Source organism: Nocardia wallacei (genome assembly GCF_029868745.1).
Lineage (GTDB): Bacteria > Actinomycetota > Actinomycetes > Mycobacteriales > Mycobacteriaceae > Nocardia > Nocardia wallacei_B.
On the sequence record NZ_JARWOP010000358.1, the window covers coordinates 37,144 to 54,884 of the forward strand.

A 17,741-nucleotide genomic window follows, 5' to 3' on the forward strand; every position below is an offset into this window, starting at 1 on the left:
GAAACGGGCCGCTCCGGCGCTCGCATGCCTCATCCTGAAACTCGTCCCGCCGCACCCCGACCGCTGCCCGACGACGTACTGGAGCCGACATGACCGACTACCGGATCCCGACCCTCGCCCCGGAACCCGTCGCGCCGCCACAGACCGCGTATCTCGTGGCGAGCGGCGACCTGCGCCCCTCCGCCAATCTCGCGGGCTGGCCGACCCAGCAACTCCTGGAGAAGTCGCTGCACGACGCGTTCGCCGGACTCGGTTGGACGCTGGCGCGCGCGCACGAGGTGGATCCGGTGAAGGGACACGGGTTCATCGACAGCCAGCGCTACGGCATCGAGGTCTTCCGGTCGGTGCCCAAGGACGCGCCCGTCGTGGTGGCGGAAGCGGTGTGGCAGTACAGCCATCACGTGCTGGCCGGGTTGCGCTCGCATCGCGGGCCGATCCTCACCGTCGCGAATTTCGACGGCACCTGGCCCGGTCTGGTGGGCCTGCTCGGTCTCAACGCCGGGCTGACGAAGATGGGGCGGGCGTACTCGACGATCTGGTCCGCGGAGTTCACCGACGAGTTCTTCCTCGACGGGATCAGGAGCTGGGTCGAGACCGGCACGATCACCCACGACGACTCGCATGTGCGTCCGCTGCCGCCGCTGCCCGCCGGTCCCGCCCGCGATCTCGGTGTGGCGCTGGCGGATCAGCTGCGCGCGGACAAGGCCGTCATCGGCGTGTTCGACGAGGGCTGCATGGGCATGTACAACGCGATCATCGATGACGAATTGCTCAATCCCCTCGGCGTGTACAAGGAAAGGCTGTCGCAGAGTGCGTTGTACGCCGAGATGCTGAAGGTGCCCGACGCGGAGGCCGCGGCCGTGCGTCGCTGGCTCGACGACGCGGGCCTGCGTTTCGAGTTCGGTACCGACGAGGCCACCGAACTGACCGAGCGGCAGGTGCACGAGCAGCTGAAGATGTACATCGCGGCGCTGCGTATCGCCGACGACTTCGGCTGTGCCGCAATAGGAATCCAGTACCAGCAGGGTCTCAAGGACCTCACCCCCGCGTCCGATCTCCCCGAGGGCCTGCTCAACAATGTGGCGCGCCCGCCGGTGCGCAGCCGCGACGGCAGCCGCGAACTCTACGCCGGTGCGCCGCTGCCGCATTTCAACGAGGCCGACGAGGGCGTCGCGGTCGACGCACTCGTCACCAACCGGATCTGGACGGCCATGAATCTGGACCCGGCCACGACCCTGCACGACGTCCGCTGGGGCGACACGTACGTCGTGGACGGCAGAGAGGAGTTCGTGTGGGTGTACGAGATCTCCGGCTCGGTACCCGCCTCGCACCTCGACGGCGGGTACGCCGGGGCGACCAGCCTGCGGCAGGGCCCGGTGTTCTTCCCCGCGGGCGGCGGCACCCTGTCCGGCGTGTCCAAGCCCGGTGAGATCGTCTGGTCGAGGCTCTACATCGCCGGTGCCGCACTGCATCTGGACATCGGGCGCGCCACCGTGGTGTCGCTGCCCGCCGCGGAGACCGCGCGCCGCCGTGCCGCGACGAACCCGGAGTGGCCCATCGCGCACGTCGTGCTGCACGGCATCACCCGCGATCAGTTCATGGCCCGCCACAAGGCCAACCACGTCCAGATCGCCTATGCCCCCGACGCCGTCACCGCCGACGACGCCCTGCTGGCGAAGGCGGCGATGTTCGACCGGCTGGGCGTCGAGGTGCACCTGTGCGGCGATACCGCCGTATGACCGGCGTCAGGGCAGCACTTGCGGAACCACGCCCGGGTTCGTCGCGCCGACCAAGGCGCCGATCACCGTGCCGATCAGGGAACCGGCGGAACCGGTCACCGAGCCGGTAGCCAGCCCGACCGCCGAGCCGACGGCCGAGCCGATCGAGCCGCCCGCGGAGGCGCCGTTCAGCACCGGATCGGGGATCATGGCGTCGGGGTTGGTCGCGACATCCTCGCTCTGCAGCGGAATTCCGGCGATGGGACCGGCGGTCCGGCCCGTGTCCGCGGCGGCGCCCCCGGCGAATACGGCCGCCGCGACCAACGGCGCGGCCACGACCGACACCACGCAGCTCGCCTTGACCAAGGTGTATCGAAGCATTCTTCCCGACCTTTCCAACCCATTGCGCGATCCAGGGCTCACCACACGCGGTGCGGTCGCCCCCTCGCTCCCCGGGGGTCAGCAAGAATGCGGGCGCCGATGCCCATCTGAAAACCATACTGGGGGACAAGCGATCTCGTCTCTCGCCGCCGATCACCGGATGATCACGATCCCCTCGAGCCGAAGCCGGGCCTTGACCCGAGATATGTTTGTGACAAAACTAGGTCCGCCCGCATCTGTCCCAGTCCCGCGAGGAGGCGGAATGACCACGCTGCGACAGCGGCTGACCCGCGCGCTCGATGCCCGCAGTCGCGGGAACACCGCACTCGGCCCCTATCACGTGACCGTCGACCGGGATCTGCGCGTGCCCATGGACGACGGGGTGGAACTGCTCGGCGATCTCTACCGTCCCCTCGGCCCCGACCCCGCGTTGCCGACCGTCGTCATCCGCGGCCCCTACGGCCGGCGCGGCATCATCGGCGGGGCCGCGCGCGCCCTCGCCTACGAGGGTTTCCCGGTGTTCTTCCAGAGTTCCCGCGGCACTTGGGGTTCGGGCGGCCGGTTCACCCCGCAGATCGATGAACAGCGCGACGGCATCGCCACCCACCGTTGGGTCCGCTGCCAGCCGTGGTTCACCGGCCGGCTGGCGACCTTCGGCGAAAGCTACATGGGCTACACCCAGTGGGCCGTCGCCGGAAAGATGTGCCGCGAGGATCCGGACAACGCGCCCGAGGCACTGATCCTGCAGATCACGATGCCCGATTTCGGCGAGATCACCTGGGAAAACGGGGCTTTCGCGCTGCGCAACGCCCTCGGCTGGAGCAACCTCATGGACCGCATGGGCCGTGGGCCGCGTGGCCTGGTCACCATCCCGTTCGCTGATCGACAGTTGCACAAGGCGTTCGACGTGCTGCCGTTGAGCGCGGGCGACACCGCCGCGGTCGGGCATCCCATCCACTGGTATCAGGACTGGGTCCGGCACGAGCGGCTCACCGACGAGTACTGGACCCGGCAGTCGCACACCGAGTCGGTTTCCGATGTCACCGCGCCGGTGCTGATGGTCACCGGCTGGTACGACATCTTCACCCCCTGGCAGCTACGGACCTACCGGCGTCTGGTCGAGGCGGGCAATCCGCCGCGGCTGACCATCGGTCCGTGGGGGCACGTGTCGCGCGGCAAAGCCGGTCCCGCGCATAGGGATTCGGTCGCCTTCTTGAAGGAGGTGTTCGCCGGTACGCCCTCCGGGCGGGCGACGCCGGTGCGCGCCTACCAGACCGGCGCGCGGCAGTGGCACGATCTCGAGGTGTGGCCCCCGGCGGGCTCGGCCGCGCGAGACTGGCTGCTGCACACCGGCGGCGGACTGGCGACGGCCGCCGGGCCCGCCGGTGTCACTCGTTACACCTACGATCCCGCCGATCCCACACCCGCCGTGGGCGGGCCGAGCCTGACTCCGCAGACGCTGCCGATGGACAATGCCGCGCACGAGCGCCGCGCGGACGTCGCGGTGTTCCGGTCGGAGCCGCTCGGCGCACCGCTCGACATCGCCGGAGAACCGCTCGCCGCCATCCGAGTACGTTCCTCCGCGCCGAGCTTCGACGTCTTCGTCCGCCTCACCGACGTCCATCCCGACGGCCGCTCGATCACGGTCTGCGACGGCATCCGCCGCATCGGCTCGATCGGTTCCGCCGCCACCGATCCACCGCCCGACGACGACGGGTTCCGAGTGGTCGAGGTCGCGCTGTGGCCAGCGTTCCATCGCTTCGCGGCCGGTCACCGCATCGGGGTGCAGGTGAGTTCCGGAGCGCATCCGCGCTACGCGCGCAATCCGGGCACCGGCGAACCCGCGGACACGGCCGCCACCATCCGCGCCGCTCGCCAGGAGATCTCCCACGAGGGGCCGCACGCCTCGCACATCACCCTTCCGGTGTGGACCCCATGAGCGCCGGCCGGTTGTGTCACACTTACCGTCCAGGGTTCTCTTGCCCGAGGGGTAACCATGCGCATCGTGCCGGTCCTGCTTGCGATCTCGGTGTGCTGTCTGGTCGCCTGTAAGTCGGGCGATAGCGGGCCCGGTGTGACAACGGTGCCGACGACGAATTCCGTGGCGACGGTGGTCCCTGCCAGTCCCCTTGGGACGGTGCAGAGTTCACGACCGGCCCGGCCGAACAGTCCGGGTTTCGGTCCGCCCGCGCCCGGATCGGACGTGCCCGCCGAACGGCCCGCGCCCGGCGGCGGTGACGACCTGCCGCCCACGGCGGTCATCTCGCCGGGCAAACCCGTTACCGGCGCGGGCATTCCGACCTCCGTGACGCCGCTACCCCCGCGGCCGCGCAGCGCCGAGCCGCCACCGTCCAGCATTCCGCGACCGGCGCCCGGCACGGGAACCACACCGTCGCCATGATCTCCGAGCGACCGGGCGATTCGGCGTCTTTTCAACGGGCCGTCTCGGTTGCGGTCGCGGTCTCGCAGGCCACGCTGACCGCCACCGTCCTGTACTTCTTCGGGCTCACCTACACCCGGTCGTGGTACGCGCATTTCGGTGTCGACGCGCGATTCCTGGATCTCAGCGCGCAGGACTACGTGGTCAGAAGCCTCAACGGCGCGTTCTTTCCCGTCGTTGTCGCGCTGTTGATCGTCTCGGGTCTCGTTGCGGCACAGCGGGTGCCGATCATGGTCGCCGCCCGGGTCCGGCGGCCGCGGCGGGTATTGCGAATCTGGGCGGGCGGCGTCGCCGTCGCCGGAACCGCGCTCGGTGCGGCGGTGGCGGTCGGGGTGCTCGTCCGCGGCCACCTGCCGCACGCCATGAGCCTCGGTCTGCCGGTGATGCTGCTCACGAGCGTGGGGTTAGTCGGATATCGCCTACACCTGGAGACCGGTTATCGCGCCCTGCTGCATCGCGGTCGTCGCCGCCGACCGCCACCGACGTCCTGGGTCCTCATCCTGGCGTTGCTGATCCTCGGCTTCCTCGGAACGTTCTGGGCTATCGGGTCGTACGCCGCCGAGCAGGCCGGGCGAGACGCACGGGCGGCGGAGGAAGGCGGCCTGCCCGGCCAGCCGGTCGCGGTGATATTCAGCGTCGACCGGCTCGCCATCGGAGGCGGCGGCGCCCGGGTCGACGCGATCACCACCCCGGGCGACAAGTACCGCTTCCAGTACAGCGGCCTGCTCCTGCTCGCCCGCTCCAACGACAAATACATTCTCGTGCCACACAATTGGAGCGCACGACACGGCGACCGCGTATTCGTCATCAACGCGAGCGACGAACTACGCATCGACCTCGCACCCCATCCCTGAAGGAGCCGCAGCTCAGGCCCCACCCCTGCCCTGCCGTCGCCCCTCCGCCGCCAGTGTCCTAACCCCCTGTGGCACAACCGAACCCACGCCTCATAGGGTGAAGGATCAAGTCCGAGGAGCCCCGATGAAGCGCCTACTGTTCCTACTGATCGCCATCATCATCGCCCTGTCCACCCTCGACTACAGCCAATCCGCAGGCCACTACGGAATCCTGATAGCCGCAGGCATAATCTCTCTCCTCCTCCTGACCGACAAACTCATCGAGTAACCGAGCTTCGGCCCGCACCTTGATTCCCGCCGGGGGGCGCCGCACTCGTGCACGGTGACGAAATGCTCTATCGCGCAGTGAATATCGAGCGAATGATTCCGCCTGAAATATTTCGTATGCAGGAGGAGAAATATGAACAGGCGAACCATAGGCTCAGCAGTGCTCGCATGTGCCGCTATCGGCGGGCTCACTACGTTCGCTGCGGGCTCCGCATCGGCGGAAACCAACATTCGCTCATATTCGGGCTACGGAGCAGAACAAGCTTGCAATTTCGACAAGGCCCGCACCCCCTACCGCGCAGGCGAAGAAGTCGTGCTGTGCGATCGCGGCAATCGGGGCGTGTACCACCTCACCGTAGTTCCCAACGCCGAAATCCCGCTCCACCTCGCCAGACTCGCGGTCACCGGAAGCTTCGACGGTCTGTCGTAACGGCCTATCCGATCCATCGGTACGGACGACGCCCATGACTATCGGGGCGATCAGCGCTCCCAACAGCGCGGTCATTACGCAGACGAGGGTGATTACTCGCCGCATCGGCATAATGGGCACGGTCCCTGGCAGATGCTGAACACAACTTTGCGAAGCTCATACCGGGTGGGTGATGTCCTGTTCCCTGCCGCGGCGGAGAGTGCAAGGTATCCGATTCGCCGCGGCGCGTGGGAAGGGTAGCGATGGACGAGACTGTGAGAAGTTCAGGGGGGTCGCGACTTTCGGCGGGGCAGTGGGTGGCTGTCGTGCTGACTGTGTTGGCGGCGGTGTTCGTCATCGAGAACCGGGGGCGGGTCGAGATCGAGTTTTTGTTGATCACGATTCGTTCGCCGATGTGGCTGGTGTTGCTGGTGGTGTTCGCTGTCGGATGGCTCTCGGGGATGCTGTTTCGGCGGGTGCGGCGCTGAATCGTAGAGCGATCAGTTGTCCTGCGCCGGGTCGCCTGGTAGGTCGGCGATGGCCGCGGTGACGGTGGGATATACGCCGAGGGGGGTGCCTGATTTCGCCGCGCCCAGTTCGTCGCCGAATTGGCCGATGGAGCGGGCGATGCGGAAGTCGACGCCGCGGCGGGCGAGGGTGTCGCGCAGGTCGGTGAGCATGGCCGCGGCGGTGACGTCGATGGTCGGCGAGGTCTCGGCGTCGAGGACGACCAGGGTGGTGCGTGCGGTGCACAGGTGCTCGATGCGGTCGCGGACGTGGTCGGCGTTGGCGAAGTACAGTCCGGACTCGACGCGGACTACAAGCAGGTCGGGACGTTGCCGCGGCTGCGGATGCCGGTCGGCGTCGAGCCACAGCGTGCCCTGTTTCACCAGCGGGGCGACGTGCGGGCGGGACGTGCGATAGACCAGCAGCAGCATCGAGACGCCGATGCCGATCAACAGGCCGGGCAGCGTGTCGAACAGCAGCACCCCTGCCATGGCCGCCAGCGCGGCCAGGAAATCGGCACGCGCCGACCGCCCGTAGATGGCGCCCAGCCGATCGGTCCACACCCGGTACAGCCGTCGCAACGCGGCGATGTCGACCAGTTCGATGACCGCGGCGATGACCACGCCCGCGAGCGTCGCCTCGGGCAGCCGCTCGAACAGTCCGGTGAGCAGCAGCAGCGTCAGTACCGTCAACGCCGCCACCACCAACCCACTGACCTGCGTCTTCGCTCCGGCCGAGCCGTTGACGGCGGTCTTGGACAGACTGCCGTTGACGACCATGCCGGACGCCAGCCCGGACCCGAGGTTGGCGGCGCCGAGCCCGAGCAGTTCCCGGTTGGCGTCCACGCGGTAACCGGCCTTGGCCGCATAGGTTTTCGCCGCGCCGAGGCCCTCGGCGAACCCGATCAGCAGCACGCCGACCGCCGGCCCGAGCAGATCGAGATAGTCGTGGAAGTCGACGCCGCCGGGCAGCCCGACCGACGGCAGCCCCGCATCGATGTGCCCGACGATATCGACCCCCTTGCCGTCCAGCCCGAACACGCCCACCGCGACGATGCCCAGCAACACGGCCAGCAGAGATCCCGGCACCAGGGGCAGCCACCTTTTCAACCCCAGCACCACCGCCAGACTCGACACGCCCAAAACTGCCGTGCGCCATTGCGTTTCACCCAGTCCGGACAGCACACCCCAAGCTTGCTCGAAGAAATTGCCCGCATGTTTGTCGATGCCGAGCAGCTTGGGAACCTGCCCGATGATGATCGTGAACGCCAGCCCGACGATGAACCCTTTGAGCACCGGCTCCGAGATGAAGGCGGCCACGAACCCGAGCCGGGCCAGCCCGGCCAGCAACCCGGCCACTCCGGTCGCGAGCGCGAGCACGGTCGACAACGCGAGGTAGCGGCCGCCGTCGGCGCCGGCCAGCGGCGTCACGATCGCCGCCGACAGCGCCGCCGTGGCCGACATCGGCCCCACCACCAGATGCCGCGAACTGCCCGCCAGCGCGTACAGGATCAGCGCCGGGACGGCCGCGTAGAGCCCGGTGACGGGCGGCACCCCGGCGATCGAGGCGTAGGCGAGCGCCTCCGGCACCAGCACCGCCCAAACCGTCAGCCCCGCAAGGACATCGGGACGCAACCAGCCGCGCTGATAGCCCTGCAGGGACAGGAACACCGGCCAGCGTGCCGCCATCGACTTCACCACCAGCCCAACGACTTACACGCCGCCGACACGGATCTGCCGGGCGAAATCACCACGCCCACCGCCGGTCGTCGCGGTTCACCGATGACTGTGCCCATGCGCGACACGCTATGACCGCAGGGGCCGCGGCTCGTCACACCGTCAGGGTGAAACCGCCCCATGCCCCGCCGTCACGCGGCGCGGTTCACCCGAATCGGATGAGGCGAGCACCGGCGCCGCGCCGCACGATCGTGGCATGGCAGACAACGGTCTCGGTCCCGTGGAACTGGCGGTCCTCACCTTCCCCGGCAGGCGGGCAGCGCCCTCGGTCGTCGATGCGCTGAGCGCGGTGGTCGACCGCGGCGACGCGACCATCATCGACCTGGTCTATCTGATGAAGGACGACAGCGGCCGCGTCGACCAGATCGAAGTGGACGAACCGCTGCACGACATCGGTCTCGCGGACCTGGCCGTCGAACCCCGCGGTCTGGTGAGCGACGAGGACCTCGCGCTGATCCGGGACACCATGGAACCGGCCACCTCGGCGCTCGTCGTGGTGTACGAGCAAACCTGGGCTCGGCGGCTGGCCACCACCATCGCCGACGCCGGCGGCGAACTCGTGCTGCAGGTCCAGATTCCCCGCGACGCCGTCGACGCGGCGCTCGCCGCCTCCTGAGAAAGGAACCACCCCATGGTGTTTCGAGCCGGACGCGTCGGCCGTCCCGGTCTGCTCGGGGCGGTCGCACGAACCGCCGTCGTGACCGGAACCGCCAGCGCCACCGCCAACGCCGTCAACCGCCGCGCCCAGCAGCGCGCCGCCGAACAGCAGCCATATCCGCAGCAACAGGCGCCGGATGTCCCGCCGCCCGATGACGATTTGGTCGGCAAGCTGCAACGCCTCGGCGAGTTACACGCGTCGGGAGCGCTGTCCGACGAGGAATTCGCCGCCGCGAAGGCGCAACTGCTGCGGTGACATCGGCCGGCACGACACATTTCACCCTCGCCGGGTGATCCTCGGCAGTGCTTCGGTCCTAGCGTTGCCGCCATCGTCGCAATTCTGCGGCGGATTTCGACCGAGTACGCGAGGTGAACCATGTCGGTGTGGGAAGTGCTGTGGCTGTTGGTGATGAGTTTCGCCTTCGTGGCCTACCTGCTCATGCTGTTCTACATCATCGGCGACCTGTTCCGAGACCGGGAAACCTCGGGCTGGGTCAAGGCCGTCTGGATCGTGTTCCTGTTCGTCGTGCCGCTACTCACCTCGCTCGTATATCTCCTGGTCCGAGGCCGTGGCATGGCGGAGCGCAGCGCGGCCGCCATCGAGTCCACCCGGGCCGCGGAGAAGGACTACATCCGGTCGGCCGCGGGCACCAATTCCGCGGCACAGATCGCCGACGCCAAGAAACTCCTCGACGACGGCGCTATTTCCCCGCAGGAATTCGACCGGCTCAAGCACAAGGCGCTGGCCTGACTACTCCAGTTCGGGCGACTCGTCGACGAATTCGGCGCTCCTGCGCAGCATTCGGTCGGCCGCCGCACGGAGCTGGTCGGGCTGCATCGTGAGCGCTGTCTGATCCATCGCCCCGGAGGGGTGCGACTCGCCGCTTCGCCGCCCCTGCTCCAGCTGCCAATCAACGAGTGCATCGATGTCGTCCGGTGGTGGCGTGGTCATGCGGGCGGCTCCCGGGTCGATTCGGCGGGTACAGCGAACAGCCTGGTGGGCAGGCACCGGATTTGCCTTTCATTTCGACATCCATCAATATCGATGGATGTCGAAATGCTCGGGCACGCCGTACACCCGTCCACCGCTGGACGCGCAGACCGCGGTTCGGGTGGCAGCAGTGTTCAAGGCGTTGTCGGATCCGGTGCGGCTGCGGCTGCTGTCGGCGATCGCCTCCCGGACCGGGCAGGAGGCGTGCGTGTGCGACGTGTCCGACGGTCTCGACGTCTCCCAGCCCACCGTCTCCCACCACCTGAAGGTGCTGCGCGAAGCGGGACTGCTCACCAGTGAGCGTCGCGCCTCCTGGGTGTACTACCGCGTTGTTCCCGAAGCGCTGCAACGGGTTTCGCATCTGCTGGCGATCGAGGCCGGGTCGGTGATCGCGTGACAACGACCGCCCCCGAACCGGTGGCCGGAAAGCTTTCCACGCTCGACAGGTTGTTGCCGGTGTGGATCGGGGTGGCCATGGTCGCCGGTTTGCTGCTGGGCCGTCTGATTCCCGGCCTGGGCGACGGCTTGTCGGCGGTGCAGGTGGATGGGATCTCGCTGCCGATCGCCGCCGGACTGCTCGTGATGATGTACCCGGTATTGGCGAAGGTCCGCTACGACCGCCTCGGCTCGGTCACCGGCGACCGCCGTCTGCTGGCCGGATCGCTGGTTTCGAACTGGCTCCTCGGACCGGCGCTGATGTTCGCCCTGGCCTGGCTGCTGCTACCGGACCTGCCCGAATACCGGACCGGGCTGATCATCGTCGGCCTGGCTCGCTGCATCGCGATGGTGATCATCTGGAACGACCTCGCGTGCGGTGACCGCGAAGCCGCCGCCGTGCTCGTCGCGCTCAACTCGCTGTTCCAGGTCGTCATGTTCGCGGTGCTGGGCTGGTTCTACCTCTCGGTGCTGCCCGGCCTGCTGGGCCTGCCGCAGACCACCGTCGACGCCTCGCCCTGGCAGATCGCCCGATCGGTGCTGGTCTTCCTCGGTATCCCGCTGCTGGCCGGGTACGCCACCCGCCGCATCGGCGAAAAGGCAAGGGGCCGAACCTGGTACGAGACGGCGGTGCTGCCCCGGCTCGGCCCGTGGGCGCTGTACGGGCTGCTGTTCACCATCGTCGTCCTGTTCGCCCTGCAAGGCGATCAGATCACCGCCCGGCCCCTCGACGTCGTGCGTATCGCGGTCCCGCTGCTGATCTATTTCGCGGTCATGTGGGGCGGCGGTTACCTTCTCGGCGCCGTGCTGCGCCTGGGCTACGAGCGCACGACCACGATGGCGTTCACCGCGGCGGGCAACAACTTCGAACTCGCGATCGCCGTCGCGATCGCCACCTACGGCGCCACCTCCGGCCAAGCCCTCGCCGGAGTCGTCGGCCCCCTCATCGAAGTACCCGTCCTCGTCGCCCTCGTCTACGTCTCCCTGGCTCTGCGAAAACGATTCCCGCACAACACGACCCGACATTCTGGCGCATGTGCCGGCAGCGATCGCTCAGGCGTGGGCCGGTAGTTGCACGGTGACACGAAGACCTCCGGCGGGGCGGGGGGTGAGGGTGAGGGTGCCGGAATGCGCGCGGGTGATGCTCTTGACGATCGCCAGGCCGAGGCCGACGCCCGCGTGGTCGGTGCGGACGCGTTGGGTGCCGCGCTGAAACGGCTCGACCAGTGTGGAAACGATGTGGGGGGTGAGCGTGTCGCCGGTGTTCTCGACGGTCAGCACCGCGGTCTCACGGTGAGCGCCGGTGGTGACCCACACGGTGCCGTGTTCGGGCAGATTGTGGACGATCGCGTTGTGCACCAGGTTCGTCGTCATCTGCAGCAGCAGTGCGTGTGAGCCGATCGCGGGCGTGATCTCGCCGGAGGTCTCGATGGTGAGGCCGCGTTTCTCCGCGAGCGGAAGCAGCGTCTCGGTGGCTTCTTCCGCGATGAGGGACAGGTCGACGCGATCTCGGGCGAAGGTCATCCGGTCGGCGCGGCTGAGCAGGAGCAAGGCCTCGGTGAGGTTGATCGCGCGGGTGTTGACCGCGTGGAGCAACGCCACCAGTTCGCCGGTGTCACGCTGCGGATCGTTGCGGGCCACATCGAGCAGCGTCTGCGTGATCGCCAGCGGCGTGCGCAGCTCGTGAGAGGCGTTGGCGGCGAACCTCTGCTGTTCGGCGACGTGTGCTTCGAGCCGCGCGAGCATGGTGTCGAAGGCGTCGGCGAGTTCGCGGAACTCGTCTTGGCGGCCCGGTAGCCGGATGCGGTGGGAGAGCGATCCGTCCGTGGCCATGCGGGTGGCATCGGTGATGCGGGCCAGCGGGGTGAGCATCCGCCCGGCGAGCACCCACCCGCCGACGAGGCCGAAGATCAGCAGGCAGGCGAGCACGAAAGCCATGAACGGAGCGAAGGCGCGGATCAGAAGCGAGCGGTTGATCCAGAAATTGCCGGTGGTGTGGATCCAACCGGCGGGCAAGAAGTACAGATAGAAGACCAACACGGCCGCGAGCAGCAAAGTGCCTGCGAGCATGAGGAATCCGGCATAGCTGAGGGTGAGTTTCAGCCGAACGCTCACACCGGGCGCTCTATCCACGGTCGTCTCCGTCCCGCCCGGTATCCGGCCGAATGCCGATGTGGTAGCCGACGCCGGGCACAGTCGCGATGATCCACGGTTCGCCGAGACGTTTGCGCAGCGCCGAGACCGTGATGCGCACGGCATTGGTGAACGGGTCGGCATTCTCGTCCCACGCCCGTTCCAGTAGTTCCTCGGCGCTGACGACGCCGCCTTCGGCAGCGACGAGAACCTCGAGTACCGCGAATTGCTTCCGGGTCAGCGCGATGTAGCGGCCGTCGCGGTAGACCTCGCGGCGGAACGGATCCAGGCGCAGGCCCGCGATCTCCCGCACGGGTGGCCTGTTGTGGGCTCGCCTGCGGTCGAGCGCTCGGAGCCGGAGCACGAGTTCTCGGAGTTCGAAGGGTTTGGTGAGGTAGTCGTCGGCGCCGAGCCCGAACCCGGTCGCCTTGTCGTCGAGCCGGTCGGCGGCGGTGAGCATGAGAATCGGCATGCCGCTGCCGGAGGCGACGATACGTTTCGCGATCTCGTCGCCGGAAGGCCCCGGGATGTCACGGTCGAGGATCGCGATGTCGTAGGCGTTGACGCTCAACAGCTCCAGAGCGGTGTCGCCGTCACCGGCGATGTCGGCCGCGATCGCTTCCAGGCGCAGGCCGTCGCGGACCGCTTCGGCCAGATAGGGTTCGTCCTCGACGATCAGTACGCGCATAGCCTCTCGATTCTTCCAGCCGGGGAATATCGCCGGCGTATCGAAAACCACATACGTGCCGGCAACGCCGCGCTGTCTTGACTGAGGCCATGAACCACAGTGGACCAGCACGAACGGTGGCTCGGCGGACCGGATCGGCCACCTTCGCCACCCTGGTGGCCGTCGGCGCGGTGCTTGCCGGTGTCCTCGTCTATCAGTACCTACCCTTCTCGACCGCGGGATCGGACGACAGTTCTCCGGGCGTGTCGGTCTTCGACGACGAAGACCCGGCCGTGGCCAACCTCGACGCCGATCTGCTCGCCGCGCTGCGCTGGGCCGCGACCGATGCCGCGGACGACGGGGTCACGTTCGTCGTCAACAGCGGCTGGCGTTCCGCGCAAGCCCAGGGACGCCTGCTGCGCGAGGCGGTCTCGAAGTACGGCTCGGCGGAGGAAGCCGCGCGCTGGGTGGCCGCGCCCGACAAGTCCGCGCACGTCTCGGGCGAGGCGGTCGACATCGGGCCTACCGAGGCCGCGGCTTGGTTGGCCAGGCACGGCGCCGGGTACGGGCTGTGCCAGATCTATGCCAACGAACCCTGGCATTTCGAACTGCGGCCCCGAGCCGATGAGCACGGTTGCCCCGCCGAGTACGCCGATCCCACCGAGGACCCGAGGATGCAGCAGTGAGCACCGACGCACCCGCCGCCGGAACAGTCGCCCCGCCGTCCGTCCGGAATCCGCTGTCGCAGATCGGGTTTCGCTTCTGCGTCGTCTACTTCGGCCTGTTCTGCCTACTGCTCACGCTGATCCCGTTCACGCTGCTGGGCATTCTCGGTCGCTGGATCCGCCGATACGTCGGGCCGTGGCCCATGCTCCCGATCGATCCCGTCACCGGCTGGGTGGGCCGGACGGTGTTCGGGGTCGACGCGGTGCTGAACGAGAATTCCGGAGCCGGGGATCAGGCGGCCATCTGGGTGCTGGTGTTCTGCGTTCTGGTCGTCGCCGTGGTGGTCACCGCGGTGTGGACGATCGTCGACCGCCGCCCCGCCCATCCTCGTCTGCGGGCCTGGTTCGCCTTGTTCCTGCGGCTGTGCCTGGGTGGGCAGATGCTGGGGTTCGGGATGGCCAAGCTGATCCCCACGCAGATGCCCGCGCCCTCGCTGGCGCAACTGTTGCGACCGTACGGCGAGATGAGCCCGGCCTCGGTGCTGTGGTTGCAGGTCGGCAGCTCCTATCCGTACGAGATGGCCCTCGGCGGGGCGGAAGTGGTGGCGGGGCTGCTGTTGTTCGTGCCCCGGACCGCGGTGCTGGGCGCTGCGGTGAGCCTGGCGAGCATGGCTCAGGTCCTCCTGCTGAACATGACGTTCGATATTCCGGAGAAGCTGCTCGCGGGGCATCTGCTGCTGATCAGCCTGGTGCTGCTCGCGCCGTATCTGCGGCGGCTGGCCGATGTGTTCGTGCGGCAACGCGCCTGTGCCCCGCTGACCCAACCCGCGCTGTTCGCCGACAACCGGAAAAACCGTGCCGCGCTGTGGTTTCAGGTCGCCCTCGGTCTCTGGGTGGCGTTCGGCAGCGGCTATGACCGGTGGGTGGTCTGGCAGGAGCAGTACGGCCCCGCCAGCCCCAAATCCGAGCTGTACGGCATCTGGGACGTGCGGGACTTCGCCCTCGACGGGCAGCCGGTGCCGCCCCTGACGACCGACGAGAACCGTTGGCAGCGACTGGTTTTCGACGATCCGGAGCAAGCAGCCTATCAGCGGATGAACGGCGAGCTGGTGCCGGTGCGCGCCGAGTTCGGCCCCGATCGGCAACTAGAACTCGCCTCGGGGACGGACACGACCGGCGAGAACGCCGGGCAGCGGCCGGTATTCGCGACACTGTCCGTCGAGCGACCCACCCGGGACCGGCTGCTACTGCGCGGGACGCTGAACGACCACCCGATCGAAATCACCTTGCAGCGAGTGGATCCGGACAGCTTCACACTCCGCAGCCGCGGGTTCCATTGGGTCCAGGGCAATATGTACTTCGGCTAGGTCAGTCGCGGTATATCGCTACGTACGCGTTGGTGGTCGTCCCGAGGCTGGTGGGTCCCAGGCACGTGGCCGCGCCCTGGCCGGTGGGGGCGAAGGAACCACCCCAGGAGCCCCGGTACGGACCGATGGCCATGAGCGGGAAAGCGTTCGGCACGCCGTGCAGGCCGAAGCACTCGACGACCAGCGTGTACTCCCGGCCCGCGGGCGCGTCGGCGTCGGAACATGTCGCTGTCGCGCCGAACAGGTCCCGCGTGACGGCACAGTCCTGCGGTGCGGCGTGCGCCGTACCGGCGCCGATGACGGCGGCGAATCCCACAACCGACATGACGCCGGCCGCGACTCGCGTGGCGGCGATCGTCGCTTTTCTCATTCGTTGTCCTTTCGAAGGGTCATCCTGTGATCGGCCGCCGGAGCCGATCGGTTACGGCGAAGCCGACGGATAGTTCACATAACGATGAATACACGCGAATCTGTATTATGGGAGGCGTGGAAGCAGTAATGCAGCGCGACGCGCTGGCTCGGTTCGGGCACGCGTTATCGGACCCGACCCGCACCCAGATCTTGTTGAGTCTGCGCACCGGTCCGGCCTATCCGTCGGAGATGGCCGAGCGGATCGGGGTGTCGCGGCAGATTCTGTCGAATCATCTGGCCTGTCTGCGGGGGTGCGGGCTGGTCGTCGCAGTTCCCGAAGGGCGGCGCAGTCGTTACGAACTAGCCGATCGGCGTATCGCGGCCGCGTTGGAGGATCTGCTCGGACTGGTGCTGGCGGTCGATCCGGCGTGCTGCCCGGACTCGGACAGCGCGGGGTGCTGCTGATGTCGGCGCCGCTGGGGATGCCGTCCCCGCCTTCGGCGGTCCAGGTCTCCGGGCCGTCGGCGGCGCGAAAGGCGTTGCTGGCGCGGCGAATCCGCTGGTTCGTCGCCGCGACCATCTCCTACAACGTCGTCGAGGCCGTCATCGCGCTGACCGAGGGCGCGCGGGTGTCGTCGACCGCGCTGGTTGGTTTCGGCCTGGACTCGGTGATCGAGGTGTCCTCCGCGGCGGCGGTGGCGTGGCAGTTCGCCGGCCGCGACCCCGAAGCGCGGGAGAAAGTGGCGCTGCGGGTCATCGCGTTCTCCTTCTTCGCCCTCGCCCTGTACGTCACCGTCGACTCGATCCGCGGGCTGCTCGGCGTCGGCGAAGCCCGGCACTCGGCGATCGGAATCGGTGTGGCCGCAGCAAGTCTGGTGATCATGCCGGTGCTCTCGGCCGCGCAACGCCGGGCCGGGCGCGAACTCGGATCCCGCTCCGCGGTCGCCGACTCGAAACAGACCCTGCTCTGCACCTATCTCTCCGCGGTACTGCTCATCGGGCTGCTACTCAACAGCCTGTTCGGATGGACTTGGGCCGACCCGATCGCCGCGCTGGTCATCGCCGCCATCGCCGTCCGCGAGGGCATCAACGCCTGGAGAGGCGACACCTGTTGCCCGGCGCCCGGCGCACTCGCCGCGACCGGCGAGCAGGAGCGGGCGGGGCACGACTGCGACTGCTGCAACCACTGACCGACCGGCACCAGGACGGCCGGACCGCACCCGCCAATCCATTGCGTTTATAGCAATGTGTGCATATGGTTCGAGGCTGCGCCCCTGCAGGCGCGATCCGACACACCGACTCGACCTCTGGAGCCCGCGATGACCTCCATCCTCGAGCGCGCCGCCGCGTTCGACCGCGATCACGACACCCGGACCCTGCACACCGGCGGCGAGGACTGGACCTACTACGTCGGTGGCGACGGCACACCGGTGTTGCTGCTGGCCGGGGGCGCCGGGATCGCGATCAGCTGGCTCGACCTCACCCCGACCCTGCGGCCGGGCTTCCGCGCCCTCGCCGTGGACTACCCGCCCGGACCGGTCACTCTCGACGAACTCGCGGCCGGTGTCCTCGCGATCCTCGACGCCGAGCACATCGACTCCGCGCACGTGATCGGCCAATCCGCCGGCGGCATGCTCGCCGAGGTGTTCTCCCGACGCGCACCGCACCGGGTGCGGTCGCTGACCTTCACCGGCACCGGTCTCTACGGCCCCGAAGACATCACTCGCCTGGAAGCCACGCTCACCCGCACCCGGAACACGCCCTGGGACAAGACATCGGCCGCGATCCGCGAATCGCTGCGCGCCACGTGGAGCGACGCGACCGAGGCCGAGTTCTGGATCGACCGGGTCGACGCAGCCACCCGCACCGGCGGTCACCAGGGCGCGATAAATTCCTACCTCCGGCTGCTCGACGCCGCCCGGCGCCTCCCGGAGTGGCAGTCCGGCCCGGCCTGGCAGGGACCGGTCCTGTTCATCAAGGCCGACGACGACCCGCTCATCACCGCCCAGCACACCCGGCGCCTGCAAGATCTACACCCCGGCGCGGAATGGCGTGCCTTCCCCGACGGCGGACACTCGCTACTACTCACCCGCCCCGAGGACTACGCCGCCACCGTCACCGACTTCCTCCGGCGATACGGCCACACGCACTGACAAACCACCG

23 protein-coding genes are annotated in these 17,741 nt (G+C 68.3%); 17 read left to right on the forward strand and 6 right to left on the reverse strand.

Annotated elements, in window-relative coordinates; translation table 11 throughout:
* Positions 1–89: 89 nt before the first annotated feature.
* Positions 90–1,739 (forward strand): hypothetical protein, encoded by a 1,650-nt coding sequence (locus QH470_RS33340; RefSeq protein ID WP_280276361.1) that lies wholly within the window; start codon positions 90–92, stop codon positions 1,737–1,739.
* Positions 1,740–1,745: 6 nt separating this feature from the next.
* Here the strand turns inward: QH470_RS33340 and QH470_RS33345 are convergent, their stop codons facing one another.
* The gene (locus QH470_RS33345; protein ID WP_280276362.1) at positions 1,746–2,099 is read right to left on the reverse strand and encodes a glycine zipper domain-containing protein; all 354 of its coding nucleotides are present in this window, start codon (positions 2,097–2,099) and stop codon (positions 1,746–1,748) included.
* A gap of 262 nt (positions 2,100–2,361) precedes the next feature.
* Between QH470_RS33345 and QH470_RS33350 the strand changes: the two genes are divergently transcribed.
* The 6 genes from QH470_RS33350 (at position 2,362) to QH470_RS33375 (ending at position 6,557) form a co-directional block, all read left to right on the forward strand.
* Positions 2,362–4,038, forward strand: a complete 1,677-nt coding sequence (locus QH470_RS33350; RefSeq protein WP_280276363.1) for a CocE/NonD family hydrolase — start codon at positions 2,362–2,364, stop codon at positions 4,036–4,038.
* Positions 4,039–4,236: 198 nt separating this feature from the next.
* Entirely contained in the window at positions 4,237–4,500 is a 264-nt protein-coding gene (locus QH470_RS33355) for a hypothetical protein (protein ID WP_280276364.1), read from the forward strand.
* The gene (locus tag QH470_RS33360) at positions 4,497–5,393 is read left to right on the forward strand and encodes a hypothetical protein (protein ID WP_280276365.1); all 897 of its coding nucleotides are present in this window, start codon (positions 4,497–4,499) and stop codon (positions 5,391–5,393) included. The genes QH470_RS33355 and QH470_RS33360 overlap by 4 nt, the downstream gene beginning before the upstream one ends.
* A 124-nt stretch (positions 5,394–5,517) precedes the next feature.
* Complete coding sequence (locus QH470_RS33365; protein WP_280276366.1) at positions 5,518–5,661, forward strand: hypothetical protein; 144 nt, start codon at positions 5,518–5,520, stop codon at positions 5,659–5,661.
* A 132-nt stretch (positions 5,662–5,793) separates the two neighbouring features.
* Positions 5,794–6,090, forward strand: coding sequence for a hypothetical protein (locus tag QH470_RS33370; protein WP_280276367.1), 297 nt, complete (start codon positions 5,794–5,796; stop codon positions 6,088–6,090).
* Between the two features lie 296 nt (positions 6,091–6,386).
* The gene (locus QH470_RS33375) at positions 6,387–6,557 is read left to right on the forward strand and encodes a LapA family protein (protein WP_280276368.1); all 171 of its coding nucleotides are present in this window, start codon (positions 6,387–6,389) and stop codon (positions 6,555–6,557) included.
* Between the two features lie 12 nt (positions 6,558–6,569).
* Here QH470_RS33375 and QH470_RS33380 read toward each other — a convergent pair whose 3' ends face one another.
* Complete coding sequence (locus QH470_RS33380) at positions 6,570–8,264, reverse strand: SulP family inorganic anion transporter (RefSeq protein ID WP_280276369.1); 1,695 nt, start codon at positions 8,262–8,264, stop codon at positions 6,570–6,572.
* Positions 8,265–8,508: 244 nt separating this feature from the next.
* Between QH470_RS33380 and QH470_RS33385 the strand changes: the two genes are divergently transcribed.
* The 3 genes from QH470_RS33385 to QH470_RS33395 all read left to right on the forward strand — a co-directional run bounded on the left by QH470_RS33385 (position 8,509) and on the right by QH470_RS33395 (position 9,720).
* Positions 8,509–8,928: a DUF6325 family protein gene (locus QH470_RS33385; RefSeq protein ID WP_280276370.1), complete on the forward strand. Its 420-nt coding sequence runs from the start codon at positions 8,509–8,511 to the stop codon at positions 8,926–8,928.
* 15 nt (positions 8,929–8,943) lie between these two features.
* Positions 8,944–9,225, forward strand: coding sequence for an SHOCT domain-containing protein (locus tag QH470_RS33390; RefSeq protein ID WP_280276371.1), 282 nt, complete (start codon positions 8,944–8,946; stop codon positions 9,223–9,225).
* Between the two features lie 120 nt (positions 9,226–9,345).
* The gene (locus QH470_RS33395; protein ID WP_280276372.1) at positions 9,346–9,720 is read left to right on the forward strand and encodes an SHOCT domain-containing protein; all 375 of its coding nucleotides are present in this window, start codon (positions 9,346–9,348) and stop codon (positions 9,718–9,720) included.
* Here QH470_RS33395 and QH470_RS33400 read toward each other — a convergent pair whose 3' ends face one another.
* Positions 9,721–9,921, reverse strand: coding sequence for a hypothetical protein (locus tag QH470_RS33400; protein ID WP_280276373.1), 201 nt, complete (start codon positions 9,919–9,921; stop codon positions 9,721–9,723). It lies immediately after the preceding gene.
* A gap of 97 nt (positions 9,922–10,018) precedes the next feature.
* Here QH470_RS33400 and QH470_RS33405 point away from each other — a divergent pair, with 97 nt between their 5' ends.
* Both QH470_RS33405 and arsB read left to right on the forward strand, forming a co-directional pair.
* A complete protein-coding gene (locus tag QH470_RS33405) occupies positions 10,019–10,357 on the forward strand; it encodes an ArsR/SmtB family transcription factor (RefSeq protein WP_280276374.1) in 339 nt (112 codons plus the stop codon).
* A complete protein-coding gene (gene arsB / locus QH470_RS33410) occupies positions 10,354–11,466 on the forward strand; it encodes an ACR3 family arsenite efflux transporter (protein ID WP_280276375.1) in 1,113 nt (370 codons plus the stop codon). Before QH470_RS33405 ends, arsB begins: the two co-directional genes overlap by 4 nt.
* On the opposite strand, the gene QH470_RS33415 is transcribed toward arsB, so the two are convergent.
* Both QH470_RS33415 and QH470_RS33420 read right to left on the reverse strand, forming a co-directional pair.
* The gene (locus tag QH470_RS33415; RefSeq protein ID WP_280276376.1) at positions 11,449–12,510 is read right to left on the reverse strand and encodes a sensor histidine kinase; all 1,062 of its coding nucleotides are present in this window, start codon (positions 12,508–12,510) and stop codon (positions 11,449–11,451) included. The genes arsB and QH470_RS33415 overlap by 18 nt on opposite strands.
* A gap of 10 nt (positions 12,511–12,520) precedes the next feature.
* Positions 12,521–13,216 (reverse strand): response regulator transcription factor, encoded by a 696-nt coding sequence (locus tag QH470_RS33420; protein WP_280276377.1) that lies wholly within the window; start codon positions 13,214–13,216, stop codon positions 12,521–12,523.
* An 89-nt stretch (positions 13,217–13,305) separates the two neighbouring features.
* Here QH470_RS33420 and QH470_RS33425 point away from each other — a divergent pair, with 89 nt between their 5' ends.
* Both QH470_RS33425 and QH470_RS33430 read left to right on the forward strand, forming a co-directional pair.
* Positions 13,306–13,881 carry a M15 family metallopeptidase gene (locus tag QH470_RS33425; RefSeq protein ID WP_280276378.1) on the forward strand — a complete coding sequence of 192 codons (576 nt, stop codon included), beginning with the start codon at positions 13,306–13,308 and terminating at the stop codon, positions 13,879–13,881.
* On the forward strand, positions 13,878–15,227 hold the full coding sequence (locus QH470_RS33430; protein ID WP_280276379.1) for a DoxX family protein: 1,350 nt from the start codon (positions 13,878–13,880) through the stop codon (positions 15,225–15,227). The genes QH470_RS33425 and QH470_RS33430 overlap by 4 nt, the downstream gene beginning before the upstream one ends.
* Position 15,228: 1 nt before the next feature.
* Here the strand turns inward: QH470_RS33430 and QH470_RS33435 are convergent, their stop codons facing one another.
* Entirely contained in the window at positions 15,229–15,597 is a 369-nt protein-coding gene (locus tag QH470_RS33435) for a hypothetical protein (RefSeq protein ID WP_280276380.1), read from the reverse strand.
* Positions 15,598–15,704: 107 nt separating this feature from the next.
* On the opposite strand from QH470_RS33435, the gene QH470_RS33440 reads away from it, so the two are divergent.
* The 3 genes from QH470_RS33440 (at position 15,705) to QH470_RS33450 (ending at position 17,731) form a co-directional block, all read left to right on the forward strand.
* Entirely contained in the window at positions 15,705–16,043 is a 339-nt protein-coding gene (locus tag QH470_RS33440; RefSeq protein ID WP_425302829.1) for an ArsR/SmtB family transcription factor, read from the forward strand.
* Positions 16,043–16,768: a cation efflux transmembrane domain-containing protein gene (locus tag QH470_RS33445; RefSeq protein WP_280276410.1), complete on the forward strand. Its 726-nt coding sequence runs from the start codon at positions 16,043–16,045 to the stop codon at positions 16,766–16,768. Before QH470_RS33440 ends, QH470_RS33445 begins: the two co-directional genes overlap by 1 nt.
* A 129-nt stretch (positions 16,769–16,897) precedes the next feature.
* Entirely contained in the window at positions 16,898–17,731 is an 834-nt protein-coding gene (locus QH470_RS33450) for an alpha/beta fold hydrolase (RefSeq protein ID WP_280276382.1), read from the forward strand.
* Positions 17,732–17,741 lie beyond the last annotated feature (10 nt).